Origin of the sequence: Streptomyces tyrfis (assembly GCF_037034285.1) — a bacterium.
Lineage (GTDB): Bacteria > Actinomycetota > Actinomycetes > Streptomycetales > Streptomycetaceae > Streptomyces.
The window spans coordinates 86,926-113,875 of the sequence record NZ_JBAGJZ010000017.1; the positions used below are offsets into that span (position 1 = coordinate 86,926).

21 protein-coding genes and 2 tRNA genes are annotated in these 26,950 nt (G+C 73.5%); 13 read left to right on the forward strand and 10 right to left on the reverse strand.

Going from position 1 to position 26,950, the window contains the following annotated elements; genetic code table 11:
• The first annotated feature begins 107 nt into the window (after window positions 1–107).
• Window positions 108–983 carry an alpha/beta fold hydrolase gene (locus WA762_RS15660; protein WP_335936311.1) on the forward strand — a complete coding sequence of 292 codons (876 nt, stop codon included), beginning with the start codon at window positions 108–110 and terminating at the stop codon, window positions 981–983.
• A 141-nt stretch (window positions 984–1,124) separates the two neighbouring features.
• On the opposite strand, the gene WA762_RS15665 is transcribed toward WA762_RS15660, so the two are convergent.
• The 4 genes from WA762_RS15665 to WA762_RS15680 form a co-directional block, all read right to left on the reverse strand.
• Window positions 1,125–1,766 (reverse strand): superoxide dismutase, encoded by a 642-nt coding sequence (locus tag WA762_RS15665; RefSeq protein WP_335936312.1) that lies wholly within the window; start codon window positions 1,764–1,766, stop codon window positions 1,125–1,127.
• 174 nt (window positions 1,767–1,940) lie between these two features.
• Window positions 1,941–3,392, reverse strand: a complete 1,452-nt coding sequence (locus WA762_RS15670) for an FGGY-family carbohydrate kinase (protein WP_335936313.1) — start codon at window positions 3,390–3,392, stop codon at window positions 1,941–1,943.
• Between the two features lie 38 nt (window positions 3,393–3,430).
• Window positions 3,431–4,606, reverse strand: coding sequence for a 2-hydroxyacid dehydrogenase (locus tag WA762_RS15675; RefSeq protein ID WP_335936314.1), 1,176 nt, complete (start codon window positions 4,604–4,606; stop codon window positions 3,431–3,433).
• 265 nt (window positions 4,607–4,871) lie between these two features.
• On the reverse strand, window positions 4,872–5,645 hold the full coding sequence (locus tag WA762_RS15680) for a DeoR/GlpR family DNA-binding transcription regulator (protein WP_443080600.1): 774 nt from the start codon (window positions 5,643–5,645) through the stop codon (window positions 4,872–4,874).
• Between the two features lie 335 nt (window positions 5,646–5,980).
• On the opposite strand from WA762_RS15680, the gene WA762_RS15685 reads away from it, so the two are divergent.
• Both WA762_RS15685 and WA762_RS15690 read left to right on the forward strand, forming a co-directional pair.
• Complete coding sequence (locus WA762_RS15685; protein WP_335936316.1) at window positions 5,981–7,414, forward strand: FGGY-family carbohydrate kinase; 1,434 nt, start codon at window positions 5,981–5,983, stop codon at window positions 7,412–7,414.
• 34 nt (window positions 7,415–7,448) lie between these two features.
• Window positions 7,449–8,087 carry a histidine phosphatase family protein gene (locus WA762_RS15690; RefSeq protein ID WP_335936317.1) on the forward strand — a complete coding sequence of 213 codons (639 nt, stop codon included), beginning with the start codon at window positions 7,449–7,451 and terminating at the stop codon, window positions 8,085–8,087.
• A 105-nt stretch (window positions 8,088–8,192) separates the two neighbouring features.
• Here WA762_RS15690 and WA762_RS15695 read toward each other — a convergent pair whose 3' ends face one another.
• A complete protein-coding gene (locus WA762_RS15695; protein WP_335936318.1) occupies window positions 8,193–9,656 on the reverse strand; it encodes an amino acid permease in 1,464 nt (487 codons plus the stop codon).
• A 564-nt stretch (window positions 9,657–10,220) separates the two neighbouring features.
• On the opposite strand from WA762_RS15695, the gene WA762_RS15700 reads away from it, so the two are divergent.
• A complete protein-coding gene (locus WA762_RS15700) occupies window positions 10,221–10,817 on the forward strand; it encodes a biotin transporter BioY (RefSeq protein WP_335936319.1) in 597 nt (198 codons plus the stop codon).
• 185 nt (window positions 10,818–11,002) lie between these two features.
• Here WA762_RS15700 and WA762_RS15705 read toward each other — a convergent pair whose 3' ends face one another.
• Complete coding sequence (locus WA762_RS15705; protein WP_335936320.1) at window positions 11,003–12,550, reverse strand: amino acid permease; 1,548 nt, start codon at window positions 12,548–12,550, stop codon at window positions 11,003–11,005.
• A gap of 364 nt (window positions 12,551–12,914) precedes the next feature.
• Between WA762_RS15705 and WA762_RS15710 the strand changes: the two genes are divergently transcribed.
• Together WA762_RS15710 and WA762_RS15715 are read left to right on the forward strand one after the other, a co-directional pair.
• On the forward strand, window positions 12,915–13,403 hold the full coding sequence (locus WA762_RS15710) for a ribose-5-phosphate isomerase (protein ID WP_335936321.1): 489 nt from the start codon (window positions 12,915–12,917) through the stop codon (window positions 13,401–13,403).
• Window positions 13,404–13,540: 137 nt separating this feature from the next.
• Window positions 13,541–14,350 (forward strand): Fpg/Nei family DNA glycosylase, encoded by an 810-nt coding sequence (locus tag WA762_RS15715; RefSeq protein ID WP_335936322.1) that lies wholly within the window; start codon window positions 13,541–13,543, stop codon window positions 14,348–14,350.
• 36 nt (window positions 14,351–14,386) lie between these two features.
• On the opposite strand, the gene WA762_RS15720 is transcribed toward WA762_RS15715, so the two are convergent.
• Window positions 14,387–15,619 (reverse strand): GNAT family N-acetyltransferase, encoded by a 1,233-nt coding sequence (locus tag WA762_RS15720; protein ID WP_335936323.1) that lies wholly within the window; start codon window positions 15,617–15,619, stop codon window positions 14,387–14,389.
• A 104-nt stretch (window positions 15,620–15,723) separates the two neighbouring features.
• On the opposite strand from WA762_RS15720, the gene WA762_RS15725 reads away from it, so the two are divergent.
• Window positions 15,724–16,869 carry a PP2C family protein-serine/threonine phosphatase gene (locus WA762_RS15725; protein ID WP_335936324.1) on the forward strand — a complete coding sequence of 382 codons (1,146 nt, stop codon included), beginning with the start codon at window positions 15,724–15,726 and terminating at the stop codon, window positions 16,867–16,869.
• A gap of 177 nt (window positions 16,870–17,046) precedes the next feature.
• Here the strand turns inward: WA762_RS15725 and WA762_RS15730 are convergent, their stop codons facing one another.
• Window positions 17,047–18,249: a cation:proton antiporter gene (locus WA762_RS15730; protein WP_335936325.1), complete on the reverse strand. Its 1,203-nt coding sequence runs from the start codon at window positions 18,247–18,249 to the stop codon at window positions 17,047–17,049.
• A gap of 252 nt (window positions 18,250–18,501) precedes the next feature.
• Here WA762_RS15730 and WA762_RS15735 point away from each other — a divergent pair, with 252 nt between their 5' ends.
• The 3 genes from WA762_RS15735 to WA762_RS15745 are packed head-to-tail and all read left to right on the forward strand — an operon-like array spanning window position 18,502 to window position 22,610.
• On the forward strand, window positions 18,502–19,512 hold the full coding sequence (locus tag WA762_RS15735) for an ABC transporter ATP-binding protein (protein WP_335936326.1): 1,011 nt from the start codon (window positions 18,502–18,504) through the stop codon (window positions 19,510–19,512).
• Window positions 19,512–22,094: an ABC transporter permease gene (locus WA762_RS15740; protein ID WP_335936327.1), complete on the forward strand. Its 2,583-nt coding sequence runs from the start codon at window positions 19,512–19,514 to the stop codon at window positions 22,092–22,094. Before WA762_RS15735 ends, WA762_RS15740 begins: the two co-directional genes overlap by 1 nt.
• 9 nt (window positions 22,095–22,103) lie before the next feature.
• Window positions 22,104–22,610 (forward strand): HD domain-containing protein, encoded by a 507-nt coding sequence (locus tag WA762_RS15745; protein WP_335936328.1) that lies wholly within the window; start codon window positions 22,104–22,106, stop codon window positions 22,608–22,610.
• A 160-nt stretch (window positions 22,611–22,770) separates the two neighbouring features.
• Here WA762_RS15745 and WA762_RS15750 read toward each other — a convergent pair whose 3' ends face one another.
• Window positions 22,771–23,931 (reverse strand): acyltransferase family protein, encoded by a 1,161-nt coding sequence (locus WA762_RS15750; RefSeq protein WP_335936329.1) that lies wholly within the window; start codon window positions 23,929–23,931, stop codon window positions 22,771–22,773.
• 455 nt (window positions 23,932–24,386) lie between these two features.
• Between WA762_RS15750 and WA762_RS15755 the strand changes: the two genes are divergently transcribed.
• Window positions 24,387–24,581, forward strand: coding sequence for a hypothetical protein (locus WA762_RS15755; RefSeq protein WP_335936330.1), 195 nt, complete (start codon window positions 24,387–24,389; stop codon window positions 24,579–24,581).
• A 245-nt stretch (window positions 24,582–24,826) separates the two neighbouring features.
• On the opposite strand, the gene WA762_RS15760 is transcribed toward WA762_RS15755, so the two are convergent.
• Window positions 24,827–24,900 (reverse strand) — tRNA-Gly (locus WA762_RS15760).
• A gap of 178 nt (window positions 24,901–25,078) precedes the next feature.
• Here WA762_RS15760 and WA762_RS15765 point away from each other — a divergent pair.
• Together WA762_RS15765 and tig are read left to right on the forward strand one after the other, a co-directional pair.
• Window positions 25,079–25,155: transfer RNA gene (locus WA762_RS15765), tRNA-Pro, on the forward strand.
• A gap of 303 nt (window positions 25,156–25,458) precedes the next feature.
• Window positions 25,459–26,895 (forward strand): trigger factor, encoded by a 1,437-nt coding sequence (tig, locus tag WA762_RS15770; RefSeq protein ID WP_335936331.1) that lies wholly within the window; start codon window positions 25,459–25,461, stop codon window positions 26,893–26,895.
• The last annotated feature ends 55 nt before the right edge of the window (window positions 26,896–26,950 follow it).

The window sequence follows — 26,950 nt, forward strand, 5'->3', positions numbered from 1 at the left end:
CCGGGTGGCTGTCCCGGCTCGGGGGCGACGGAGCTTTCCCGGTTCGTCCGGCGGCGGGACGGAAAGTCGTATGACAAAGCCCGTCCGGGGCGCCCATGATCGGTTCTATGGACGTGCATGTGACCGACCCGCTTCGTACCGGCGCCGAGCGGCTGCCGGGAGGGCGGCTGCTGGCCTGGGCCGAATGGGGGCCGGAAGACGGGGTGCCGGTGCTGCTGTCGCCCGGGGCCGCCACCAGTCGGCGCCTCGGGTTCGGCGGCGACGTCGTGGACGGGCTCGGCGTGCGGCTGATCTCCGTCGACCGCCCCGGGCTGGGCGCCTCCTCGCCGCTGCCCGGCCGTGCCTTCGGCGACTTCGCCGAGGACATCCGGGCGTTCGCCCGGCAGCGCGGCCTGGGCCGGCCGCTGATGGTCGGCAACTCGCAGGGGGCGCCCTTCGCCCTCGCCTGCGCCGCCGCCGGGGTGGTCGGCGCGCTCGCGGTGGTCTCCGGGGCGGACGACGTGGCCGAGCCGCGGTTCGCCGACGCGCTCCCGGACGACCTGCGGGGCCTGGTCGACCTGGCGGTGTCCGACCCGGCCGCCGCCGAGAAGATCTTCGCCGGGTTCACCGCGCGGGCCATGTGGGACATGGTCATGTCCCACAGCCCGGAATGCGACCTCGCCGTCTACCGGCAGCCCGCCTTCGCCGCCGCCTACCGGCGCGCCCTCGACGAGGCCTTCGCGCAGGGGGCCGCCGCGGGCTACGCCCGGGACACCGCGCTGGCCATGGGCCGGTGGGACATCGCCCTGGGGGACATCGCCGTACCCGTCGACCTCTGGTACGGGGAGAAGGACACCGGCCACTCGCCCGACCACGGCGAAGGGCTGGCCGCGCGCATCCCGGGCGCGGTCCGGCACCTGGTGCCGGACGCGGGCGGGTCGGTGCTCTGGACGCACGCCGGACAGGTGCTGGGCGCCCTGCTGGAGCACGCCTCCGCCGGCTGACCGCGCCGTCCGGACGGCACATGACGGCACATCGAGAAGAACCCCCGCCAGTCACGTCCTGGCGGGGGTTCTTCCTTCATCCGCCTGCCCGGTGAAGGTTGAGAAGACGATCACGAGGCAGGACGTTCACGCGCCTCCCGGTCAGGGGGCGAGCAGCAGCACGTCGGCGCGCTCCTTGGCGGCCGCGTACCGCTTCGCCACGTCCTGCCAGTTGACGACGGCCCACATGGCGTCGATGAAGTCGACCTTCTGGTTCTTGTACTGGAGGTAGAAGGCGTGCTCCCAGGCGTCGAAGACCAGGATCGGGGTGGACCCCTGGCCGACGTTGCCCTGGTGGTCGTAGACCTGCTCGACGATCAGCTTGCCGCTGACCGGCTCGTACGCCAGGACGCCCCAGCCGGAACCCTGCGTGGTGGCCGCGGCCTTCGTCAGCTGGGCCTTGAAGCCGGCGAACGAGCCGAACGACTCCGTGATCGCGTCCGCGAGGTCGCCGACGCCGTCCGCGGCGAGGGGCTCGCCGCCGCCGTCGCCGGTCATGTTGTGCCAGTAGATCGAGTGCAGGATGTGGCCGGAGAGGTGGAACGCGAGGTTCTTCTGGAGCCCGTTGATCGCCCCCCAGACACCCTTGTCGCGCGCTTCCTCCAGCTGCTCCAGGGTGTCGTTCGCGCCCTTCACGTAGGCGGCGTGGTGCTTGTCGTGGTGGAGCTCGATGATCTGCGGGTTGATGACCGGTTCGAGCGCCGCGTAGTCGTACGGGAGTTCCGGAAGCGTGTACGTGGCCATGGTTTCGAACCCTCCAGCTGCTTACCTGTCGTTATTGCGAATAATTCGCAGGAGCAGGCTAGCAGCAGGAAGTGCGGATGGTGATCAGCCTTTGGACCTAGACCGTGTCCCCGCGACGGGGCCGCCGGCCGGCGGCGGCCGGCGGCCGGCGGAGCGGGCGGCCGTGGCGGCCGGTCAGGCGCGGGCGCGGGTACGGGCCTCGGCGAGACGGGTCAGATGGTCCTCGTACGCCTTCGCGTAGAACGCCGCACGCGCCGGGTCCGGTTCGACGACCGCCGCGGGAGCCGTCCAGGCGGCCGTGTCGAGGTCCGCGCCGAAGCGGCGTGCCGCCGCCAGGACGGCGCCCCGGGCGCCCACCTCGCCCTCGGCGATCCGTACGGGCCGGCCCAGCACGTCCGCGAACAGGCGGGTCCAGGCGGGGGAGCGGGCGCCGCCGCCGCACAGGGCGAGGGCGCCGGTGAGGCCCGCCGCCTCCAGGCAGTGGCGGGCGGCGAAGCCGATGCCCTCGCAGACCGCGCGGACCAGGTCCGCGGGGGTGGTCTCCAGCGACACGCCGGTGAGTTCGGCGCGCAGCCTCGGCTCGACGAACGGGGCGCGCTCGCCGGACGGCGCGAAGTAGGGGAGCACCCGTACGCCGTTCGCGCCCGGCGGGGTCGCGGCCAGCAGCGCGTCGACGTCCGAGTGGTGCACCCCGGTCGTGGTCAGGACCCAGTCCAGGGCCGCGGTGCCGACCATCGCGGGCATGGCGCGCAGCCAGTGGCCGGGGCGGTCGGTGGAGATGTGCAGACCGGCGGGCTCGCCGTCCAGGTCCAGCCGCTCGGTGGCCACCAGCGCGGCCAGACAGGTGCCCACGATCAGCAGCCCGTCCCCGGGGCGGGTGACGCCCGCCCCGAGGGCGCAGGCCGGCAGATCGTACGGGCCGTTGGAGATCGGCACCCCCGAGGGGAGCTCCCCGGTGGCGACGGGGTCGCTGACCGGGGCGAGGAGCCCGGCCCGGTGGGCCAGACCGAGCGCGGCCACCACGTCGGAGGCATAGGCGCGGGTCATCGGGTCCAGGAACGGCATCGACGCGTCGGAGACGTCCGTCGCCCGCACCCCGGTCAGCCGCTGGAACACCATGTCCTTGCAGTACAGCGCGGTCGTCGCGGCGTCGAGCGACGCCGGGTCGCGGCGGTCGAGCCAGGCCAGCACCGGGCCGGGGCAGCCCGGGAACATCGCGCCGCCGGTGCGCCGGTACACGGCCGCGCACACCCCCGACTCCTGCCAGGCGTCGACGAGCTCATGGGCCCGCCCGTCCATCCAGGAGACCGCGGTGCGAACCGGTCGGCCCGTCCCGTCGACCAGCCAGACCCCGTCGCCCTGACCGGTGAGACCGGCGAACGCCACCCCGTCGGAGCCCAGCGCGGCCAGCACCTCGCGGACCGCGCCGTACACCTCGTCCATGTCCTGCTCCACACAGCCGTCGCGGATCGTCAGCCCCACCGGGCGGGACTCCACGGCGAGCGTGCGGCCGTCCGGGCCGAAGGCCGCCGCCTTCACCACGGAGGTGCCGACGTCGATGCCCAGGTACCGGGTGGGGGCCTGCCGGCCCGCGGGTACGGGGCTCGTGGTCCGCCGCGCCGTCATCGGGTCCCTCCGCACGTCGTCATGGGGCCGTCCCCGGTTCACAGCGCGTGGGCGAGGCGCTCGCCCCGCACGTACCGTGCGACCTCGGCCGCCGCGATCCGCGCCGCCTTCCGGGCGACCGCCCGGCTGGCGCCCGCCACATGAGGGGTCATCAGCAGGTTCGGGGTGCGGAACAGCCGCGACGACTGCGGGGGCGGTTCCTGCTCGTAGGTGTCCAGCGCCGCGGCCCGCAGCCGCCCCGAGTCCAGGGCGTCGCACAGCGCCTCCGTGTCCAGCAGCCCGCCCCGGGCCGCGTTCACCAGGACCGCGCCGCGCGGCAGCAGGGCCAGTTCGCGGGCGCCGACGAGATGCCGGGTCTCCGGGGTGAGCCGGGCGTGCAGGGTGAGGACCCGGGAACGGGCGAGCAGCGCCTCCAGCGACGGGGCGCGCACGCCGAGCCCGTCCACGATGTCGCCCGCGTACGGGTCGTACACCTCGACCCGCGCCCCGAACGCGGCCAGCACCCGGGCCACCCGGCTGCCCACCGCGCCGTAGCCGATCAGGCCGACGGGGGTGTCCTCCAGCTCCACACCGCACTGCTCGTACGTGTAGTGGGAGGCGTCCCAGCGGCGGTGCGCGGTGAGCGAGCGGTGCGCGTCGGGGATGCGGCGCAGCGCCGACAGCATCAGGCCCACCGTGAACTCCGCGGTCGCCGCCGCGTTGCGTCCGGGCGCGAAGCACACCCGCACGCCCCGGGCCCGGGCCGCCTCGGCGTTCACGTTGACCGGGCCGCCCCGGCAGACCACGACCAGCCGCAGGTCGGGGGCGGCGGCGAGGACCCGTTCCGTGAACGGGCCCATCTGGGTGACGCACACCTCGACCCCGTCCAGGGCGGCGATCAGCGCCTCCTCGGCGTGGCTGGCCTCGTCGACCTCGGCGACCCTGCCGAAGGGCTCCAGGGGCCAGGGCAGGGTGAGCTCGGTGATCAGGGGGTCCGTGCCGAGCGGGCCGAGGGCCTGGCGCAGCGCCTCGGAGATCAGGGAGTTGCGGACGAAGTGGTCGCCGGCGGCCAGGATTCTCGTGGTGCGGCGCGGCGCCCCGGGGCCGGGAGGCGTGGGGGCGGGCGTCGCGGGGCCGGGGGCCGGGGAGCCGGCGGTCGTCGGGGGGCGGTCCGGGGAACCGGCGGTCGTACCGGGGCGGGCCGGGGAGCCGGTCGTCGTCGTGGGGCGGGTCATCGCGGAGCGTCTCCTGTCCGGGCGTCGTAGACATGGATGGGCCGGGTGGACCGGCGGTGACGCGTACGAAGATCTTCCGGGCGGTCGCCGGGCGATGCCGGTGCGACCCGCCGCCGGACGCCGCGGCGGGGGACGCGCACCGCCTCGACGGCGGCACCGTCCCGCGCCCGGCCGTGTGAGGCCGCGCCCGCGCGGAGCCGGGTGCGCGCGGGACCCCTCCGGCGCGCGGGGGCGGCCCCCGGCCCGCCTCGCGGGGCCGGCCCGGTCACCCGTCATCGTCGCCCCCCGTCCCCGGCGTCCGGCGGGTGCGGCAGACCTCGTAGGGAACCTTGCGCTCGTCGAGGTCGCGCAGCGCGCGTTCGGACGCCCCGTCGTCGACCAGCAGCAGGTCGAAACGGGAGAGCGGGGCCAGCCGGTGCAGGGCGACCCGGTCCAGCTTGGAATGGTCCAGCAGCAGCACGTTGCGGCTCGCCGAGTCGAGCATCGCCCGCTTCACCGAGACGATGCGCTGCTCCTGGTGGTAGGCGAAACCGCCGGACACCGCGGAGGTGGAGGTGAAACATATGTCGACCTGGAGCGACTGCACCGCCTCCACGCACGAGACGCCGAGGAAGGAGGCGTGCAGCGGATCGAAGTCCCCGCCGAGGGCCATCAGCTGGACGCCGCGCTCGCGCGACAGCGGGTTGATCGCCTCGAGGAAGTTGGTGACGACGGTCAGCGGGGTGATGGACCGCAGCCCGCGCACGATCTCCAGCGTGGTCGTCGAGTCGTCCAGCATCACCGCCATGCCCGGCTCGATCAGCTCCAGCGCCCGCGCGGCCACGGCCGCCTTCTCGGCGCGCATCGCCTTCAACCGGTACGACACGTTCGACTCGAAGACGCCGGACGGCTGCGCGGTGACCCCGCCGCGGAACTTGCGGACGACTCCCTGCCGCTCCAGTTCGTCCAGATCCCGGTGGACGGTCATCAGGCTCACCTCGAAACGCTCCGCCAGTTCGGCGGCGCTCGCCTCGCCCCGGGCGAGGACGTACTCGGCCATGGACGCCTGACGCGGGGCCGGACCCCGCTGCGGAACGCTGCTCACGTGCTGATCCCTCTGATTCCTCGAAGCCTCGATCCATCGTCCGGATCCCCGCCCCGGCCGAGCCGGCCCCGGGCCGCGCGGGCCCAAAGGCCCACCGGCCCCGAGGACCCGTGCGGCACGGCCCGGTCCCGCGCCGACGCGGGGAACCGCCCGCCCGGTCGAACGGGCGAATCCCGTTCACACACCGAGGCGACTGGTTAACAGAGCTTGGAACAACCGAAGTTGACCGTCAATCCCTCGCACCGCGGAAATTCCCGGTGCAGAGTGGGAAGTTCACAGGAGGGACCGATATGTGGATGGGCATCGATCTCGGCACGCAGGGCGTCCGCGCGGTGGTGGCCGGGGAACGGGGCGAGATCCTGGGCAGCGGCTCCGCCCCGCTCACCGGACGGCGCGACGGGGTGCGGCACGAGCAGCGGCCCCTCGACTGGTGGACGGCGGTCTGCGCGGCCAGCCGCCGGGCCCTGCGCGACGCCCCCGCGCCCCGCGCGCTCGCCGTCTGCGCCACCTCCGGCACGGTCCTGCTCGCCGACCGGGCGGGACGGCCGCTGACCCCGGGGGTGATGTACGACGACGGCCGGGCCCGGGCCGAGGCGGTCCGGGCCCGGACCCCGCCGAGCTGGGCGCTGCCCAAGGCGATGTGGCTGCTGCGGGAGTACGGGCGCGGCGGACGTCCGGACCCGGCCGTACGGCTCATGCACCAGGCCGACCTGGTGCTGGCCCGGCTCGCCGGGACCCCGCTGCCCACCGACTCCAGCCACGCCCTCAAGACCGGGTACGACCCGGTGCGCGAGGCCTGGCCGCACCGCAGGCTCCGCCGGCTGGGCCTGCCGGAGGAGCTGTTTCCGCGGGTGGTGCGGCCGGGCCGGCGGATCGGGGAGGTGGGGCGGGCGGCCGCCGAGGAGACCGGCATCCCCGCGGGCACGCTCCTGGTGTCCGGGATGACGGACGGGTGCGCGGCGCAGATCGCCTCGGGCGCGCTCACCACGGGCTCCTGGAACTCGGTGCTGGGCACCACGCTGGTCCTGAAGGGGGTCACCTCGTCGCCGGTGGCGGATCCGGCCGGGGTGGTCTACAACCACCGCGCCCCGGACGGCGGCTGGCTGCCCGGCGGGGCCTCCGGGGTCGGCGGCGGGGCGCTGGCCGCCGCGTTCCCGGGCGCGGACCCGGCCGCGCTGGACGCCCTGGCCCGCGAGCGCGAACCGGCGCGGGTGATCGCGTACCCGCTCGCCGGCACGGGCGAGCGCTTCCCCTTCGTCGCGCCGGAGGCCACCGGCTTCCTGCTCGGCGAGCCCGCCGACGCGGCCGAGCACTGGGCGGCCCTGCTGACCGGGACGGCGCTGGTCGAACGGCTCTGCCTCGACTACCTCGACCTGCTCGGCGCCCCGCTGCACGGCCGGCTCACCTTCACCGGCGGCGCGGTCCGCAGCGGCTACTGGAGCCGGCTGCGCGCCGACGTCCTGGGCCGGCCCGTGTACATCCCGCGCTCCGGCGAACCCGCGCTCGGCATGGCGGCCCTCGCCGCGTACGGCGCGCGGGACGCCGCCACCCTGGCCGGGGCCGCGAACCGGATGGTACGACTGCGGCACGTGCTGCGCCCGCACCCGGCGCGCACCGCGTGGTACACCGAGCCGTACCTGACACTGGTGGACGAACTGGAACGGCGCGGCTGGCTCCCCGGCCCGGTCGCGGCGCACGCCCGGGCGCGGGCCGAGGCCTCGTGACCGCCCGGGCGGGGGCGCACCGAAGGGAGAAGACGTGACCAGGAGCCCGGCCGTCCTGCTGCTGGCCCGCCACGGTCAGACCGTCTGGCACGCGGAGAACCGCTACGCGGGCGTCAGCGACATCGCGCTCACCGACGAGGGGCGCCGCCAGGCCCGGCGGCTGGGGGAGTGGGCGGTCCGGCACCCGGTCGACGCGATCTGGACGTCCCCGCTCACCCGGGCGATCGAGACGGCCGACCCCGCGTGCCGGGCGCTCGGGCTCACGCCCCGGCGGGACCACGACCTGCGCGAGTGCGACTTCGGCGAGATGGAGGGGCGCACCCTGGCGGAGTTCGCCGCGGAACAGCCGCTACGGGCCCAGGAGTACCGCGCCGACCCGGTGACGCATCCCTTCCCCGGGGCGGAGGACCCCCGGACGGCGGCGGCCCGGGGGACGATGGCGCTGCGCCGCATCGCGGACGGCCACCCGGGAGAGCGGGTTCTGGTCGTCGCCCACAACAGCCTGCTGCGACTGGTGCTCTGCGAACTGCTGTCGATCCCGCTGGGCGACTACCGCCGGGTCTTCCCGGGACTGCGGAACACTGCCGTCAGCGAGCTGCGGATCGGAGAGCGGGGCGGCGAGCTGCTCTCCCTCAACGTGCCGTGCGGACCGGACGGCCCCGAAGCGCCGTGAGCCCCGGCGTCGGAACGGCCCCTCGCCGTACCCGAGGCGCCCGGCCCCTCGCCGTACCCGAAGCGCCCGGCCTCGGGCCGCCCCCTGCCAGCCCGGGAGGGGGCGTCAGTCCGCGGTGACGGCCGCCGCCCGCCGCTGCCGTACGACACCGACGACGATCAGTACGGCGGTCATGGCGCCGGTCGCCAACAGCTGGTCGCGCGTCCCGGGCTGGCGCAGCATCAGGACGAAGATCCCCGCCATCGCGACCAGGGCCAGCACGGTCAGGAACGGGAAGAACCACATCCGCACGACGAGCGCCCCCGGGTCCTCGCGCTGCGTCCGGGCGCGCAGGACCAGCTGGGAGACGGCGATGAAGATCCAGACGACCAGGATCACCGCGCCGATCATGTTGAGCAGCCACGGGAAGACGTCGTCCGGACGCCAGTAGCTGAGCAGCACGCACAGGAAGCCGAACACCGACGAGACCAGGACGGCAGTGCGCGGGACGCCGGAGGAGATCCGGCCCAGCCGCTTCGGGCCCTGGCCCCGGGAGACCAGCGAGCAGGCCATGCGCGAGGAGCCGTAGATGTTGGCGTTCATCGCGGAGAGCAGGGCGACCAGCACGACCACGTTCATGATCTGCGCCGCGCCGCCGATCCCGAGGTGGTTCAGGGCCGCGAAGAACGGTCCGACGTCCACCACCTTCGGGTCGTTCCAGGGCACCAGCGTCACCACGACGGCCATCGAGCCGATGTAGAACAGCGCGATCCGCCACATCGCCGTCCGCACGGCCCTGGCGACGCCCCGCACCGGGTTCTCGGACTCGGCGGCGGCGATCGTGACGGTCTCCAGACCGCCGTACGCGAAGACGGAGGCGAGCAGCCCGATCACCAGGCCCTCGGCCCCGTTCGGCAGGAAGCCGCCCTCGCCGCTGAGGTTGGCGAGGCCGGGGGCGTCCGTGCCGGGCAGCACGCCGAGGATCGCCAGCACGCCCAGCACGAGGAAGAGCGTGATCGCCACGACCTTGAGCGCGGCGAACCAGAACTCGAACTCGCCGAACCTCTTCACCGAGGCCAGGTTCGTGCCCAGGAAGACCACCATGAACAGCGCGACCCACGCCCACTCCGGCGTGCCGGGCAGCCAGCCCGTGACGATCTTCGCGGCGCCGATGCCCTCCAGGCCGACCGCGACGCAGAGCAGCACCCAGAACGCCCAGCCCGCGGTGAACCCCGCCCACGGCCCGATCGCCCGCTCCGCGTGGACGGAGAAGGAACCGGAAGCCGGGTTCGCGGCCGACATCTCGCCGAGCATCCGCATCACGAGCATCACCAGCAGCCCGGAGACGGTGTACGCGACGACGATCGACGGTCCGGCCGCGGCGATGCCGGCGCCGGAGCCGACGAACAGCCCGGCGCCGATGACCCCGCCGAGGGCGATCATCGACAGATGGCGCTGCTTGAGCTCGTGGGTGAGGGCCGGATCGGCCCGGACCCCGGGGGCGGGCGAGCCGGCCGGGGACGCGGTGGGGGACGCGGTGGGGGAGTCGGTCGGGGAGCCGGTGGGGGGAGGAGCGGGATTCCGGGACATGGACGAGCTCTGTTCGCTAGACGAGAGAGTGGGGGGACGGGGAGCGGGAGGGCGCCGGACGCTCGCGGGCCGTCGGGCCGTCGGGCCGTCGAGTCGCCGGGCCGTCGAGTCGCCGGGTTCGGGCGAGGACGCGCCGGGGACGGTGAATTGGGGGGATATGGGGTGGTGTCGTGGGGAAAGGTGCGGGCACAGTCTGGGCGCGCGCACCACCCGCTGGGAACCGGTGTCCGCCATACGGGCACGATGCTCACACACGGTGCACATATCGGCACAGGGTGGCGCCGGTCGCCGCGGGCCTGTGGTGGCCGACGCCTGCTCCCGGAGGGCCTTTTGGTGAGAACCTACAGTTCTCGGCCCGCCGGGCACGCGAAGCGATCGCGAGGCGGGCCGCCCCCACCTCAGTGACGAGCATCACGTCACCGGACGATTGCGAGCGGCCCTTTGTGTGAACCGCACCAATGCCTCGACCGTCGCTTTGTCAGCCGCTGATGGTGATCGGCCGTCGGCCCGTGGGCTAACGTCGGCTCCGTCCGTCCCGTCCGTCCTCATTCCCGCGGAGTTTCGATGAGCACTGCTGCCGCCGCCCCTGCCCGTACCGGAGCGGTCCTCGCCGACCTGCTGCCCGCCGCCGGGCACCGTTACGCCGTCGACACGGCCCTGGTCCTCGGGGGCGCCGCGCTCACCGGGATCGCCGCCCAGATCGCCGTCCCGATCCCCGGCTCCCCGGTCCCGGTCACCGGCCAGACCTTCGCCGCGCTCCTCGTCGGCACCGCGCTCGGCGCCCGCCGGGGCTTCCTCTCCCTCGCCGTCTACGCGCTCGTCGGCATGGCCGGCATGCCGTGGTTCGCCGAGGCCAGGTCCGGGATGGGCTTCCCGTCGTTCGGCTACGTCCTCGGCATGATGCTCGCCGCCGCCGTCGTCGGCGGTCTCGCCCGCCGGGGCGGGGACCGCTCCGTGCTGCGCACCGCGGGCACGATGGTGCTGGGCTCCGCGGTCATCTACGCGGTCGGCGTGCCGTACCTGGCGCTCTCCACCGGCATGTCGGCGAGCGCCGCCGTCGCGGCCGGCCTGGTGCCGTTCCTGATCGGCGACGCGCTGAAGGCGGCGCTCGCGATGGGCGCGCTGCCCGCGGCCTGGAAGCTGGCCGGCCGCCGGGGCTGACCCCCTCCCGCGGACGCGTACGAAGAGGCTCCCGCCCGGCGTCCCCGCGAACACGTACGAACCGGCGTCCCCGCGGACACGTACGAACACGTACGAAGAGGCTCGCCCGACCGTGACAGCACGGTCGGGCGAGCCTCTCGCGTGTTCCCGGGCCCCGGGGTGCCGGGCCCGGGAACACGGGCTTCTCAGGCCCCGGCCTCCTGGGCGGAACCCGCGGCGGGCGCGGCCCCCACCGCCTGAGCGGCCTCGGCCCCGGCCGGAGCAGCGACGCCGGCCGCGAGGACCGCCCCGCTCGCCGCGGCCTTCCGGTGCCGTGCGTCGCGCACCAGCGCGATCGCCACCACCAGCGCCGCGACCAGCAGCGAGAGCAGCACCTGCTGCCGCCCGTCGGCGTCGGTCAGCATGTACACCAGGACGAACGAGATCATCGCGATGGTCGCCCAGGTCAGATACGGGAAGAGCCACATCCGCACGACCAGCTTCTCCGGCGACTCGCGCAGGATCATGCCGCGCATCCGCAACTGGGTGAAGCAGATGACCAGCCAGACGAACAGCGCGACCGCGCCCGACGAGTTCAGCAGGAACTGGAAGACGGTGTCGGGCCACTGGTAGTTGAAGAACACCGCGACGAAGCCGAAGACGACCGACGAGAGGATGGCCGCCTGGGGCACGCCCCGCTTGTTCACCCGCGCGAACCCCTTCGGCGCGTCACCGCGCTCGCCCAGCGAGAACGCCATCCGCGAGGCGGTGTAGAGGCCGGAGTTCAGACAGGACAGCACGGCGGTCAGCACGATGACGTTCATGACCTGCCCGGCGTGCGGGATGCCGATCGAGTTCAGGGCGGCCACGTAGCTGCCGTCCTTCAGGAGCGACGCGTCGTTCCACGGCAGCAGGGTGAGCACGACGAAGATCGAGCCCAGGTAGAAGACGGCGATCCGCCAGATCACGCTGTTGGTGGCCTTCTGGACGGCGCGCTGCGGGTTCTCGGACTCGCCGGCGGCGAGGGTGACGATCTCGCTGCCCATGAAGGAGAAGACGACCATCAGCACGCCGGTGAGGATCGCGCCGGGCCCCTTGGGGAAGAACCCGCCGGCGTCGGTGAGGTGAGCGAAGCCCGCGCCCGGGTTGTCCGAGCCCGGCAGCACTCCGAAGACCGCGAGCAGCCCGACGATCACGAACGCGCCGATCGCCACGACCTTGATCCCGGCGAACCAGAACTCGAACTCGCCGTACGACCCGACCGAGACCAGGTTCGTCGCGGTCAGGACGATCATCACGATCAGCGCCCACGCCCACTGCGGGACGCCCGGCACCCAGCCCTCCAGGATCTTGGCGCCCGCCGTAGCCTCGACGGCGAGCACCACGACCCAGAAGAACCAGTACAGCCAGCCGATCGAGAAACCGGCCCACCGCCCCAGCGCCTGGTCGGCGTAGGCGGAGAAGGAACCGGAGCTGGGGCGGGCCGCCGCCATCTCGCCGAGCATCCGCATGACGAAGACGACCATCATGCCGACCAGGGCGTACGAGATCAGGATGGCCGGTCCCGCGGCGGCGATGCCGGTGCCGGAGCCGACGAAGAGGCCCGCGCCGATGACTCCGCCGATGGCGATCATCGAGAGGTGCCGGTTCTTGAGACCCGCCCGCAGTCCGTCGGAGGAACCCGACGGGTCCGGCCCGTCCGACCGGTCCGGTGCGCCGGGCCGGTGCCCGGTCGGAGTCGTCTTCGACGTCATGGAATCGAGTCCTTACGTGTGCCGATCGCTCGTGCACGCCCCGCCCGCCGGGCGAGAAGCCGCGGTGGGGCGCGGTCGCTCGGCTACGGATACCGCGGTGGGGCGCGGTCGTCCCGGCCACGGACGACGTGGGCGGGACGTGGGTGCATTGAAGCTCTTCCGGCATCATGAACGGAACCCTTCATTCCGATTTCTTTGCCGGTGAGGCATTCCCCACACCGGTGCCGCACACGAACTCCACAGGCGCCGCGCGCAGGACGAGGGCCGGCGTCCCGCTCGCCCAGCGGAACGGTTCGGCTGCGGTCGGTGAACGACGCCCACCCCGCTGAAGGCTGCCCGGCGTCGCTCGTGCCACACTCGGAACATGCGCGTGTACCTCGGCTCGGACCATGCCGGCTATGAACTCAAGAACCACCTCGTCGAGTGGCTGAAGGCCCAGGGCCATGAGGCCGTCGACTGCGGCCCCCACATCTACGACGCCCAGGACGACTACCCGCCGTTCTGCCTCCGCGCCGCCGAGCGGACGGCCGCGGACCCGGACAGCCTCGGCATCGTGATCGGCGGCTCCGGCAACGGCGAGCAGATCGCCGCGAACAAGGTCAAGGGCGTGCGCGCCGCGCTCGCCTGGAGCGAGCAGACCGCCGCCCTGGGCCGCGAGCACAACAACGCCAACGTGATCGCCGTCGGCGGCCGGATGCACTCGGTGGACGAGGCCACCAAGTTCGTCGAGATCTTCCTGGCCACGCCGTACTCCGGTGAGGAGCGTCACACCCGCCGCATCGAGATGCTGACGGCGTACGAGACGACCGGCGAGCTGCCGCCGATCCCGGCCCACCACCCGCAGCAGGGCTGACCGACGACCGTCCCGTGTGCCGCCGGTTCGCCGGCGGCACCGTCATGTCCCCGCACCACCGCAGCACCGTCCTACCGCCACGCCCCGGCGACGCGAGCGCCGTCGCCGGGGCCACGTCACCGAGGAGAGCCGCCGCAGTGCCCGAGGGACACACCATCCACCGCCTCGCGGCGGACCACCGGGACCGGTTCGCCGGGCGGCGGGTGCGGGTGAGCAGCCCGCAGGGCAAGTTCTCCGACAGCGCCGCGCTGCTCGACGGCCGGACGCTCACCGGCGTCGACGCCCACGGCAAGCACCTCTTCCTCGGCTTCGGGGAACTCGGCTGGGTCCACATCCACCTGGGCCTCTTCGGCAAGCTCGGCTTCGGAGTCGCCCCGGCGCCCCCGCCCGCCGACACGGTCCGGCTGCGGCTGCTGACCGACGACCACCACGCGGACCTGCGCGGCCCCACCACCTGCGCGCTGATCACCGAGCCCGAGAAGGACGCGATACACGACCGTCTCGGCCCGGACCCGCTGCGGACCGACGAGGACGGCGAGCGGGCCTGGCGGCGGATCTCCCGCAGCCGGATCACCGTCGCGGCGCTGCTGATGGACCAGAAGGTCGTCGCGGGCGTCGGCAACGTGTACCGCGCGGAGGTGCTCTTCCGCCACGGCATCGACCCGTACCGCGCGGGCAGGGACCTGCGGCGCGCGGAGTGGGACGCGATCTGGGCCGACCTGGCGGCGCTGATGCGCGAGGGCGTGCGGAACAACCGGATCGACACGGTCCGCCCCGAGCACACCCCGGAGGCGATGGGCCGCCCGCCACGCGTCGACGACCACGGCGGCGAGGTGTACGTCTACCGCAGGGCCCGGCAGTCCTGCCACGTCTGCGGCGGCGAGATCCGCACCGCCGAACTCGCCGCCCGCAACCTCTTCTGGTGCCCGGGCTGCCAACGCGCCTGAGCCTTGGGCCGCGACCGAGCCCCGGGACCGGCCCCCCTAGAACCCCTGGGGCAGCCAGGGCGCGACGTCCGAGGAGAACGCCCGCGACGCCTCCGCCAGCGCGCCGGGGCGCAGCTCCCGCACCCGCCCGGCCGCCGCCAGCGCGGTCAGCGACTCGCCGCCCAGATAGGCCGCGCCCAACTCCCGTGCCGACAGCGCGAGATCGGCCGCCTCATCGGTGCGCCGGCAGGTCGCCGCGCCCTTCGCGTCGCCCGTCAGCCGCCAACGTCCCGCGTTCCAGGGGCAGAACGCGTCCTCGACCTCGAACACCACGTCCACCGGCGCCTGGTATGTCCGGGCCTCCAGCGCCGCGCCCAGCTCCACCAGCCGTACGTAGAGCGCGTCCCGGATCAGGATGTTGCACCGCCGCACGTCCGACACCAGATGCAGCACCGCGTCGTCGACCGGCCGGTTCCTGGCCACGACGGTCGACGTCAGGTCGATGTCGAAGACGAACCGCCACAGCGCCGCGTACGCCGCCGGGTCCAGCGCGCCCAGGTCCTTCACCGTCACCGTGCCCTTGGGGCCGGACGGCTCCCACTCGGGCTTGATGTGATACGTGACATAGCCGACGAGTTCGCCGTCCCGCTCGGCCAGCACGCACTGCTGCGCCGACGCCCCCTGCCGCTCGCCCGGCGGGTCGACCATCGGCTTCCGTTCCCAGCCGGGGCCGTGCGCCGGGGTGCCGGGCCGGCCGGCCACCAGCCGGTCGTACACGCTCTCGCAGGCCGCCGTCGCCTCGTCCGGCGTCGCGCGGCGCAGCCGTACCTCGTCCGTGCCCTCCGGCACCGTCAGCCGCACCCGGTCCGTGTCGATCGTCAGGGACATCTGCCGGGTGGCCGCGCCGTAGCCGAACCGGCCGTAGATCGCCGGCTCGGACGCCGTCAGAACGGCGAGCGGCTCGCCCAGCGCCCGGACGTCGTCGAGCTGCCGGCGCATCATCGACGTCAGCAGCCCGCGCCTGCGGTGGGTGGAGGCGACGCTCACCATCGTGACCCCGGCGGCGGGCACCAACGCCCCGCCGGGCACGGCGACCCGGAAGCTGGCCGCCCCCGCCGTGGCGACGACCTCGGAGCCGTCCCAGACGCCGAGCGACCGCTCGTGCTCGGTCAGCTGTTCGTCCAGCTCACGCTGTTCCGGTGGCTCCGCGACACCGCCGAACGCGAGTTCCAGACACTCGAACCATTGGTTCCACTCGGAGGGGCGCAGTACGCGGAGCTCGGTAGTCATGGTCCATGCCTACCAGGCACGCAACACCCGGTCGACCCGATTTCGAACGCATTGTCACGGGGTCCCCCTGCACCGGAAGCCGTCGGGTGGATAGGGTCCCCGCAATGGCCCGACGCGCAGGAGCAGATATGTACCCGGCCCGATGGAGGAAATCGGTGCACCGGGCGCGCATCGCGCTGCGCAAATCCGGGGTCGACTACTTCCGCGGCGACGGATCCGACTGGATCGCGCTGGTCGGTCTGCTGCTCGTCGTTCCGGCCGTCACCTGCGCCACCCTGCTGAACCCGGTGTGGTTCTCGCCGGCGGCGCTGGGCCTGCCGATCGTGGCGGGCGGCCTGCTGCTGCGCCCGGCGAGCCTGCTGGGTCTGTACGCGACCGCCGCCGCGGCCCTGATCGTGGAGTCGCTCGGGCTGGGCCCGTACGAGGACGGCCCGGCCCGGGTGACGCCCGGCGTCGTGCTCGTGGTGGCGGCCTGCGGCTTCTTCGGGCTGGTCCTCGCCCAGTTCCGGGCCCGGGTCGGCGTGCCGTGGCGGCGCGGCAGCACCATGCTCTTCGACCTGCGCGAACGCATCCGGGTGCAGAGCGCGCTGCCCCGGTTGCCGCAGGGCTGGCACCGGGAGATGGCGCTGCGCCCGGCGGGCGGGCAGTCGTTCTCCGGCGACTTCGTCGTCGCCGCCCGCACCCACGGCGGGCGGACCCTGGAGGCGGTGCTCACCGACGTCTCCGGCAAGGGCATGGACGCGGGTTCCCGCGCCCTGCTGCTGTCCGGGGCCTTCGGCGGTCTCCTCGGCTCGCTGCCGCCGCACGGCTTCCTCCCGGCCGCCAACGGCTATCTGCTGCGCCAGGACTGGGAGGAGGGCTTCGCCACCTCGATCCATCTGGTCCTGGACCTCGAATCCGGCGACTACGAACTCTTCTCCGCGGGCCATCCGCCGGCCCTCCAGCTCCACTCGGGCAGCGGGCAGTGGGAGGAGATGGCGGCCGAGGGGCCGCTCCTCGGGGTGTACGACGGGGCGCAGTTCGACGCCGTGAAGGGCTCGCTGGCCCCCGGCGACGTGCTGATGCTGTTCACCGACGGCCTGGTGGAGGCGTCCGACCGGGACATCGCGGAGGGCATCGACCGGCTGACCGGCGAGGCCGACCGCTATGTCGCCACCGGCTTCGAGGGCGCGGCCTGGCATCTGATCGAGGCGTGCGCCAAGGACGTCAACGACGACCGGGCGTTGCTGCTGCTGTCGCGCACGGCCTGAGACGCGCGAGCCGCCCGGGCGGGGCGCCCGCCGCCCGGGCGGGGCGGCCGCCGCCCGGGCGGGGCGGCCGGGTTCCGGGCGGGGCGTGGTCCGGCCGGCGGTCCGGACCGGTCCGGACCGCGGCGGTCGGTGCGCCGCCGTTCCGTACGCGGACGGAGCGGCCGGGCGCGCGCCGGCTCAGGCCGGGACCGGCATCCGTTCGGCGCCGGCGTCATCGCCCCGGCCCCCGTCCCCGTCCCGGTCGCGGCCGCCCGGCAGGACGCGGGCCAGCCAGTGCGAGCGCCCGGCGGACAGCGGCGACAGCACCGCGAGGACGAGCACGTATCCGGCGATGAACGGCGGGAGCCGCTCGTCCAGTCCCGCGCCCGCCGCCATCGTGGCGAGGATCAGCGCGAACTCGCCGCGGGCCGTCAGCGTGGTGGAGATGTTCGCCGCGGCCTGTGCGCCGAAGCCGTAGACCCGCGCCGAGGCCATCCCGGAGAGCACGTTCATCAGCACGGTCAGCACCACGGCGGCCAGCACCGGCCACACCACCCCCGGCAGGTCGCCGGGGTTGATGGAGAGGCCGAAGGCGAAGAAGAAGATCGCGCCGAAGGCGTCGCGCAGCGGATGGACCAGCTTGAGGATGCGCCCGCCCGACGTCGTGCTGCCCAGCATCAGGCCCACCATGAACGCGCCGATCGCGTCCGCGACCCCGAACCACTCGGACACCCCGGCGACGAACACGGCGGCGCCGAGGAAGGAGATGACCAGCAGCTCGTCGTCCGAGGTGTGGATGAGTCGGCTGACGAGCCTGGTGCCGAACCGGGCGGTGAGCGCCAGCAGCAGCAGGAAGCCGAACGCCTTGCCGCCGTCGAGCACCGCGGCGCCGAGGCTGTCCGAGCGCGACAGGATCGGCTGGAGCGCGGCGAGGTAGAGGGCGAGGAAGATGTCGTCGACGACGATGATCCCGAGGATCGTCTTGGTCTCCGGGTTCCCCAGTCGCCTGGTGTCGACGAGGATCTTGGTCACGATGGCCGACGAGGAGATGCCGATCACCCCGGCCATGACCAGGGCCTCCGAGGTGCCCCAGCCCAGCGCGAAGCCGAAGCCGAGCCCGGCGCCGACGTTCAGCAGCAGGTAGACGGAGCCCGCGACGGCCATCCTGCGGCCGCCGGCCTTGAGGTCGTCGAGATGGAATTCGAGGCCGAGGTAGAAGAGCAGCAGCACCAGGCCGAGCGCCGAGAGCATCTCCAGGTCGTGCGGGTCGGCGACCAGCACGATGCCCGGGGTGTGGGGGCCGAGCAGGATCCCGGCCAGGATGAAGAGGGGGATGGTCGGCAGTCCGATACGGCTGCCGACGCGGGCGAGAACGGCGGCGGCCAGGAAGGCGCCGCCCATGGCGATGAGCGTGTCCGCGTGTCCGATGAGCCTGATCCTTCGCTTGGGTCAAGAGAGCGTCAAGAAGTCGTCAGTAATTAGTTTACCGAACGATTGACGTTGCAACTATGACCCCGGGACTCCTGGACCCCGGCCTGGGGTTTGCCCCACCCTCGATGCGCCAGCAGCCGCCATGGCCGACGACCGTCCGTGATCCGTACGTTCGAATCGCCGGCCGGAGGACCGGTCGGTGAACGACGGAAGGCGGAGATCATGGGGCTGCGACGCACCGGACCGGGCGCGCGGAAACCGGACGGGCACGGGCCGCGGACGCACGGGCCGGGCGCGCGGCAGTGGAACGGGGCGAAGCCGGACGAGGGGCACGCGGTCGGCGCGCCGACGGCGGCGGGGTCACCCGGCGCCCCGGCGCGCCCGGCGGACGCCCACCGGCGGCCCGGCCTCCCAGACGCCGCCGGAGCGCACACCGCCGCCGGAGCGGACATCGCGGTCGAACTGCGCGGGGTCCGCCGGCAGTACGGCCGCGGCGCCTCGGCCGTGCACGCGCTGCGGGGCATCGACCTCGCCCTCCCGCGCGCCGGCTTCACCGCGGTCATGGGCCCCTCCGGCTCCGGGAAGTCGACCTTCCTGCAGTGCGCGGCCGGACTCGACCGGCCCACCGCCGGCTCCGTCCGCCTCGGCGGCACCGAGATCACCGGGATGAACGAGCACCGCCTCACCGAACTGCGCCGCACCCGCGTCGGCTTCGTCTTCCAGGCGTTCAACCTGCTCCCGTCCCTGACGGTCGAGCAGAACGTCCTGCTGCCGCTGCGCCTGGCCGGCCAGCGCCCCGGCGCCGCCCGCAGCCGGCAGGCGGCCGCCGAACTCCTCGCCCGCGTCGGCCTCGGGGACAAGGGCGGCCGCCGCCCCGGCCTGCTCTCCGGCGGACAGCAGCAGCGCGTCGCCATCGCCCGCGCCCTGATCACCCGGCCCGACGTGATCTTCGCCGACGAGCCGACCGGCGCGCTCGACACCACCACCGCCGCCGAGATCCTCGGCCTGCTCCGGCACGCGGTGGACGAGCTCGGGGCCACCGTCGTCGTGGTCACCCACGACCCGGCCGCCGCGGCCTGGGCCGACCGGGTCCTCTTCCTCGCCGACGGGGCGATCGTGGACAGCCTGCCGCGCACCGACCCCGGACGGATCGCCGCCCGGCTGACCGCGCTGACCGCCCCGGGCGCGTCCGGGGCCTTCTCCGGCACGGCCCGCGCGGGGGCGGCCGCCTGATGTTCACCCCGCGCCTCCCCAACGGCCTGGCCCGTGCCGCCGTCCGCTTCCGGCCCGCGTCGTTCGCCGGCACGTTCGTCGCCCTGCTGCTGGCCGCCGCGATCGTCTCCGCCTGCGGCATCCTGCTGGAGACCGGTCTGCGCGCCTCCGTCCCGGCGGGCCGCTACGCGAAGGCGCCCGTGGTGGTCGCCGCCGACCAGTGGTCCCCGCTGACGGTCGGCCGCGGCGAGGGCGCGTACGACGCCGGAGCGCCCGTACCGGACACCGCACGGCTCCCCGAGTCCCTGGCGCGCGAGGTGGCCGCGGCGCCCGGCGTGGCCGCCGCGATCGCAGACGTCGGCTTCCTCGCACACCACGAGGGCGCCCCGCTCACCGCCCACGGCTGGGGCTCCGCCGCCCTGACCGGCACCCGGCTGCTCACCGGCGGCGCGCCCCGCACCGGCGAGGTCGTCCTGCCCGCCGACACCCGGCACCGCACCGGCGCGGAGGACCGGGCCGGTGCCGAGGACGGGGTCGGCGCCGAGGACCGGGCCGGCGGCCGGCAGCGCACCGGCACCGAGATCCGGACCGGCGACACCGTCACCCTCGACACCCCCGCCGGCCCCCGGGACTTCCGCGTCGCGGGCACCGTCCCCGCCGAGGGCGGCGCCGCCGGCGCCGTCTGGTTCGCCGACCACGAGGCCGTGCGGCTCTCCGGCCACCCCGGCCGGATCGACGCCATCGCCGTGCTCCCGGAGCCGGGCGTCTCCGCCACCGCCCTCGCCGACCGGGTGCGCGCGAGCGTCGGCCACACCTCCGGCGCCCGCGTCCGCACCGGCGACGAGCGCGGAGCCGTCGAGGAACCGGCCCTCGCCGGCGCCCGGGAACTCCTCACCGGGATCGGCGGCTCCTTCGGCGGCGTCGCCACCGTGGTCGCCGTCTTCACCGCCGCCGGAACGGTCGCCCTCTCCATCGGGCAGCGCGGCCGGGAGTTCGCCATGCTGCGCGCCATCGGGGCCACCCCCCGGCAGCTGCGCCGCGCCGTCGCCACCGAGTCGCTGCTCATCGCCCCGCTCGCCGGGGCGCTCGGCTGCCTGCCCGGAGCCGCCCTGGCCCACTGGTGGTTCGGACAGCTCCGGGACAAGGGCGCCCTCCCCGAGGCGGTCGTCCTGCACGTCTCCTGGCTGCCCCTGGCCATCGCCACGGCCACCACCATGCTCACCGCGCTGGTCGCCGGTCACCTCGCCGCCCGCCGCCCCTCCAGGACCCGGCCCGGGCTCGCCCTCGCGCAGTCTGCGGTCGAACCCCCGCCGTTCGGCTGGATCCGGACCCCGCTCGGCGTCGCCGCGCTCGTCGGCGGCCTCGTCCTCGCCGGCGTCGCGGGCGCCGGCAGCGGCGAGGACGCGGCGAACGCCGCACTCGGCGTCGTGATGCTCTTCATGCTCGCCGTCGCCCTGCTCGGCCCGCTGATCGCCCGGATCTGCGCCGCGGTCATCGGACTCCCGCTGCGCGGCGCGGGAGCCGCCGGCTCGCTGGCCGCCGCCAACTCCCTCACGAACTCCCGTCGGCTGGCCTCCGCGATCACCCCGATCGTGCTCGCCATGGCCTTCGCCTCCACGCTCGTCTTCATGCACACCAGCGAGGACCGGGTGATCGCCCGTCAGCAGCGCGACGCCGTCATCGCCGACCACGTCGTCACCGCCCCCTCGGGGCTCGCCTCCGACGCCACCGGACGCGCCGCCGCCACGCCCGGGGTCTCCGCGGCCGTCGGGCTGCTCCGCACCTCCGTCCTGGTGCCGGCCGGCTCGGGCGGCGAACGGATGCTCCGGAACACCCCCGTCCAGGGCGTCATCGGCACCGGGGAGGCACTGACCGAGGTCCAGGACCTCGACGTCCGGAGCGGATCGCTGAGCGCCCTGCGTCCCGGCACCGCGGCCATCGACGTCACCCTCGCCGACTCCACCGGCCGGACGACGGGCGACCGCCTCGAACTGCGCCTCCCGGACGGCGCCAAGGCGTCACCGAAGATCGTCGCCGTCTACGGCCGCGGCCTGGGCACCGGCCTCGTCACGCTGCCCGCCGCCGACCTGCGGACCCACGTGACCTCGCCGTACGCCTCCGAACTGCTGGTGAGGGCGACCCCCGCCGCCGCCCGGGGCCTCGCCGCGCTCGGCGCCGTCACCGATGCCTCCGGATACGCCGTCGCGCGGGACGGCGACCGCGAGCTCAACGCCTGGGCCAACGCCGTCATGGCCGCGGTCCTCGGCGGATTCGCCGCCGTCGCCGCCGTCAACACCCTGGTGATGACCGTCCTCGACCGCCGCCGCGAACTGACCGTGCTCCACCTCGTCGGCACCACCCGCCGCCAGATCATGGGCATGATCCGCTGGGAGGCGCTGCTGGTCACCGTCGCCGGGGCCGGACTGGGCACCGCCATCGCGCTGGCCACGCTGAACCCGATGATGAAGGGGCTGACCGGCCAACCCCCTTACATCCCGCCGATGTTGTACGCGGCCTTCGTCGCCGCGATCATCGGGCTCGGGCTCGCCGCCGCGACGATTCCGGCCCGGGCGGCCCTGCGCGGGACGGCCGCCCGTCCGTAAGGTCGGGTCATGACCACGCCACACGGAAATCTGGACCTGGCCGAAGTCGAGGCGATCGCCCGCGCGGCCCACCGGGCGCAGACGGACAAGGCGGGACGCCCCTACGCGGAACATCTCCACGCCGTCGCCGAGGGCGTCCGGGCCAGGGGCGGGAGCGACGACCAGATCGCCGCGGCCTGGCTGCACGACGCCGTCGAGGACCACGTCCTGTCGGAGGAGTGGCTGGCCGGGGCGGCGCTGCCGCGGGAGGTCAAGGACATGGTCCTCGCCGTCACCAGAAGGGACGGCGAGGACCTCGGCCCGTACACCCGGCGCATCCTCGACACCCCGGGCGCCTTGCTGGTCAAGGAGTCCGACCTGGCGCACAACGCCGACCCGGACCGCCTCGCCGCCCTGGATCCGGCGACGCGTACCCGGTTGGCCGAGAAGTATGCACACGTCCGGCGACTGCTCGGTCTCACCCCAGGTGAACCGCCCGCCGGGCGAACGATTCAAGCCAACACGGCGGAGGACTGACCGGAAGCGCCGACCTGGGGGAGCGCCGACTCGGGGGAGGGCCGGTCCGGAAGAGGAGCGGCCCGGACCGGTCCTTCCCGTACGGTCGCGGGCCGCGCGGTCCGCGACCGTACGGAGGGCGCGGAATCAGCGCCTGGCGGTCCTCAGCGCCCGGCGGTCCTCAGCGTCCGGCGGTCGCGGAGCCGCGCCGGAACGCCCATTCCAGCTCGGGCTCGGTCACCGGCCGCAGCAGCCGCCGCACCGGGGGCGTGCACATCAGCGTCACCGCGCCGGCCGCGACCAGCGAGACCAGCACCAGCCCGGGGGGCGTCGACAGCCAGGCGCAGGCGTCGAACAGCCCGGCGTACTCGGCGCCCTTGACCAGGAACCCGTGCAGCAGGTAGCCGCAGATGGTCCCGGCGCCGAGCACGCTGAACCACGTGCGGCGGCGCGGCGCCCAGGACAGGAAGCCGGCGGTGAGCAGCGTCGCGCAGCCGAACATCAGCAGCGTCATCACCGGGCCGGACCACCACGGGGCGCCCATCTCCTGCGCGCTGTTGCTGCGGTAGAACCAGCCCAGCCGCATCCGGGGCGCCGCCCAGTACGCGAAGACCACGGCCGCGGCGAACAGCGCCGGGGCGAGCATCCGCACCTCGCGGCGGCGCACCAGGTCGAAGTGCTCGGGCCTCAGTTGGAGACCGAGGACGAAGAAGGGCAGGAACTGCAGCACGCGCTGGAGGTCGAGATCGTCGCCGATCGTCGGCGAGAGGGAGGCGAGCATGGCGATGACGAGCGCCACCGGAAGCGGATGACGCAGCGTCCGCCACAGCGGCGTGGTGATCCGCCAGATGAACAGCGCGACCAGGAACCAGGTGAGATACCAGGGGTCGATCAGGCTGACCGGATGATCGGGCGAGTCGCCCGCGTACCGCTTGAACAGCGAATACGCCGTCTCGAACACCACATAGGGCACGGCGACCCCGGTGACCAGGCGTTTCACCTTGGCGGCCGACATGTCGAACGAGCGGGAGAAATAGCCGGAGACGATGATGAACGCCGGCATGTGAAAGGTGTACGCGACCATGTAGAGCGCGCGGGTGGTCCGGCTTCCCTCCATCACCGGTTCCCAGGCGTGCGCCATCGCCACCAGCACGATGGCGAGATATTTCACGTTGTCGAAGTAGGCGTCCCGCCGTTTCGCCGGGACGGCCGCCGGAGGCTTCTGCTCCGTCGTCGTGGGAGGCGCCGCCGCGGCGGCCTTCGGCCCTCGGTGTCTGGGCTCCGACTCCCGGGTCGCCGACGGGAGCGGGGCCCTCTGAAATACGTTCGGAGCTTGGAACATTCAAAGCACCCTAGACGCCCGGATCGCAATTCGTAAAACGGCTCACAGAAATTACATGTCCGCGTCCAATACAAAGGTGAAACCGTGGGGAACCGTCCGAAATGCCTGGATTCATCCCCCTTGAATGGGGCATATCGGAACGCCCTGGGGGGTGGGAATTTCGTCGCGTCCGGACGTGGAATCAGGGGTGAATAAAGTGTGTGGATAGAGAAACCGACATGTTCATGAGTTGTTGTGATCATCTGACGGATGATTGATTTCCGGCGGCGGGGAACGGGCGGGCGCCCCGGTGCGCGCGGGCCGCACGAGGCGCGAGGATGGCGCGATCCCGTCAGTGCGATCCGTCACTCTGCGGCGGTCGCGGGGGAGTTGGTGGCACGATGGACCGATCGGAGGGGTGCGCGGCCGCATGCCTCCGGGCCGGCAAGGCGGACCGACCGAGGGTGTGATCAGTTGTGGCCATTTCGCTGTCTGTGGTGCTGATGTTGGCGATCATCCTGGTGGTCATGATCCGCGGCGGATCCATCAAGGCCGGCCCCGCCCTCGTCGCGGCGCTCTTCGGCTTCTTCCTGGCCTCGACCGGCATGGCGCCGACGATTCAGCGGTTCATGGACTCGATAGCGCAGACGATCAACCAGATCAGCTTCTGACCCCGCCCCGCCGGACCGGAGAGCCCCCCGGGGCCGGACGGCCGTCGCCGCCCGGACGCCGCCGGGCCCTCGCCCATGCCCGCACGCGGCCGGACCGCGCGCATGCCCGTTCCGTGGCGCTCGTACCGCCCGCCCGTGCGCCGCTGCCGCCGGAACGCGACCGGTCGTTCGCCCGTGCCGGACGCGTCCGCGCAACGCGAAGAGCCCGGCCCGACGAGCGAGTTCGTCGAGCCGGGCTCCCGGCATGGAGCGGGCGACGGGAATCGAACCCGCGTAGCTAGTTTGGAAGACTAGGGCTCTACCATTGAGCTACGCCCGCAGACAGCGCACCGCTGGTCCGGCGACCGGCGGCACGAGAAGCATCGTAGCGGGTCGTGACCGCTGCCCGCACACCCGATCGCGGCCGCCCGGTGTCGCGTTCGGCGCCGCCGCGCGAGCCGCCCGCGCGAAGCGGCCGATGCGCCGCCCTTCTGCATGTACCCTACGTGTCGCACCGACGGGGTGTGGCGCAGCTTGGTAGCGCGTCCGCTTTGGGAGCGGAAGGTCGTCGGTTCGAATCCGGCCACCCCGACCATCGGCAGAAACCCGGCAGCGGCCCGGCGGAACGGGCGAGCGGCACGGACCGTCCGGTTCCCCCGGCGCGCGGGGGGCGCGCACGGGCCGGGCGAACGGGACCGCCGACCACTGGCAGGATCGGTCCGGATCGCCCCGGAGGGATCGCGGGCCGCTTGCGAGAGCGCGTTGCGGGAGTCCGTCTCCTTGCCGTTACTATGCAAAATGCGTGCCCGTGTGTCTGATGTACCGGGCTCGGTCCGCGAAGCCGCCACCGGTGCGGCGGAGCAGAACCCCAAGAAGTCAGCCACAAGGAGACCGAACCGTGAAGAGCGCCGTGGAGACCCTGAACCCGACCCGGGTTCGGCTCACTGTCGAGGTGCCCTTCGAGGAGCTCAAGGACAGCCTCGACGCGGCGTACAAGAAGATCAACCAGCAGGTCACGGTGAAGGGCTTCCGCAAGGGCAAGATCCCCGCGCGGGTCATCGACCAGCGGTTCGGGCGCGGTGCCGTGCTGGAGGAGGCCGTCAACGACGCCCTCCCGAAGTTCTACACCGAGGCCGTCAACGAGGGTGAGCTCAACGTCCTCGGCCAGCCCGAGGTCGACATCACCGAGCTGAAGGACGGCGAGCTGCTGGCCTTCACCGCCGAGGTTGACGTACGCCCCGAGATCGAGATCCCGGACTACTCCGGCATCGAGATCACCGTCGACGCCGTCGAGATCGGCGACGAGGACATCGAGAAGGCCGTGGAGCAGCTCCGCGAGCGCTTCGCCTCCACCAGCCCGGTCGAGCGCGCCGCCGCCGAGGGCGACGTCGTGACGGTCGACCTGCAGGCCAAGGTCGACGGCGAGGTCCTGGAGGACGGCGTGGCCGAGGGTGTCTCGTACACCATCGGCTCCGGCGAGCTCCTCGACGGCATCGACGCCGCCGTCACCGGCCTGGAGGCGGGCGGCGAGGCCACCTTCACCTCCGAGCTGAAGGGCGGCTCGGCCGCGGGCAAGGAGGCCGAGGTCACCGTCAAGGTCACCGCCGTCGCCGCCCGTGAGCTCCCCGAGCTGGACGACGAGTTCGCCCAGATGGCGAGCGAGTTCGACACCCTCGACGAGCTGAAGGCGGACAGCCGCAAGCGCCTCGAGGAGAGCCGCCAGTACGAGCAGGCCACCCAGGCCCAGGAGCGCGTCCTGGACGCCCTGCTGGAGCTGGCCGAGGTCCCGATTCCGGAGAAGCTCCTCGCGGACGAGATCCAGACCCGCCGGCACAACCTGGAGCACCACCAGCTCGGCCAGATGGGCCTGACCCTCGAGAAGTACCTGGAGATCCAGGGCAAGACGGTCGAGGAGTTCGAGACCGAGACCTCCGAGCAGGCGGTCAAGGGCATCAAGACCCAGTTCCTCCTCGACGAGATCGTCAACAAGGAGAAGCTGAACGTCAACCAGGAGGAGCTCACCGAGCACCTCATGCGCCGTGCCGCCTCCTCCGGCATGAGCCCCGACCAGTTCGCCCAGGCCGTCGTCGAGGGCGGCCAGGTGCCGATGCTCGTCGGCGAGGTCGCCCGCGGCAAGGCGCTGGCCGTGGTCGTCGAGGCCGCCAAGGTCGTCGACACCAACGGTGAGCCGGTCGACCTGGAGGACGAGGAGGAGGCCATCGAGACGGTCGAGGCCGCCGACGGCTCCGCCGGCGACGTGGCCGACGCCGCTGCCGAGGCCGCCGAGAAGGCCGGGGAGAAGACCGAGGCCGCCGCGGAGAAGAACGAGGCCTGAGCCTCGCGCCATCCGAACGACGGGCTCCGGACGCTGCGCGTCCGGAGCCCGTCGC

Coding starts and splice junctions, on each gene's coding strand:
- WA762_RS15710 (WP_335936321.1), top strand. CDS start 12,915: ATGCGCGTGTACCTCGGCTCGGACCATGCCGGCTATGAACTCAAGAAC.
- WA762_RS15665 (WP_335936312.1), bottom strand. CDS start 1,766: ATGGCCACGTACACGCTTCCGGAACTCCCGTACGACTACGCGGCGCTC.
- WA762_RS15730 (WP_335936325.1), bottom strand. CDS start 18,249: ATGGGCGGCGCCTTCCTGGCCGCCGCCGTTCTCGCCCGCGTCGGCAGC.
- WA762_RS15660 (WP_335936311.1), top strand. CDS start 108: ATGGACGTGCATGTGACCGACCCGCTTCGTACCGGCGCCGAGCGGCTG.
- WA762_RS15740 (WP_335936327.1), top strand. CDS start 19,512: ATGTTCACCCCGCGCCTCCCCAACGGCCTGGCCCGTGCCGCCGTCCGC.
- WA762_RS15675 (WP_335936314.1), bottom strand. CDS start 4,606: ATGACCCGCCCCACGACGACGACCGGCTCCCCGGCCCGCCCCGGTACG.
- WA762_RS15680 (WP_443080600.1), bottom strand. CDS start 5,645: ATGGCCGAGTACGTCCTCGCCCGGGGCGAGGCGAGCGCCGCCGAACTG.
- WA762_RS15720 (WP_335936323.1), bottom strand. CDS start 15,619: ATGACTACCGAGCTCCGCGTACTGCGCCCCTCCGAGTGGAACCAATGG.
- WA762_RS15700 (WP_335936319.1), top strand. CDS start 10,221: ATGAGCACTGCTGCCGCCGCCCCTGCCCGTACCGGAGCGGTCCTCGCC.
- WA762_RS15695 (WP_335936318.1), bottom strand. CDS start 9,656: ATGTCCCGGAATCCCGCTCCTCCCCCCACCGGCTCCCCGACCGACTCC.
- WA762_RS15705 (WP_335936320.1), bottom strand. CDS start 12,550: ATGACGTCGAAGACGACTCCGACCGGGCACCGGCCCGGCGCACCGGAC.
- WA762_RS15735 (WP_335936326.1), top strand. CDS start 18,502: ATGGGGCTGCGACGCACCGGACCGGGCGCGCGGAAACCGGACGGGCAC.
- WA762_RS15685 (WP_335936316.1), top strand. CDS start 5,981: ATGTGGATGGGCATCGATCTCGGCACGCAGGGCGTCCGCGCGGTGGTG.
- WA762_RS15750 (WP_335936329.1), bottom strand. CDS start 23,931: ATGTTCCAAGCTCCGAACGTATTTCAGAGGGCCCCGCTCCCGTCGGCG.
- WA762_RS15725 (WP_335936324.1), top strand. CDS start 15,724: ATGGCCCGACGCGCAGGAGCAGATATGTACCCGGCCCGATGGAGGAAA.
- WA762_RS15745 (WP_335936328.1), top strand. CDS start 22,104: ATGACCACGCCACACGGAAATCTGGACCTGGCCGAAGTCGAGGCGATC.
- WA762_RS15670 (WP_335936313.1), bottom strand. CDS start 3,392: ATGACGGCGCGGCGGACCACGAGCCCCGTACCCGCGGGCCGGCAGGCC.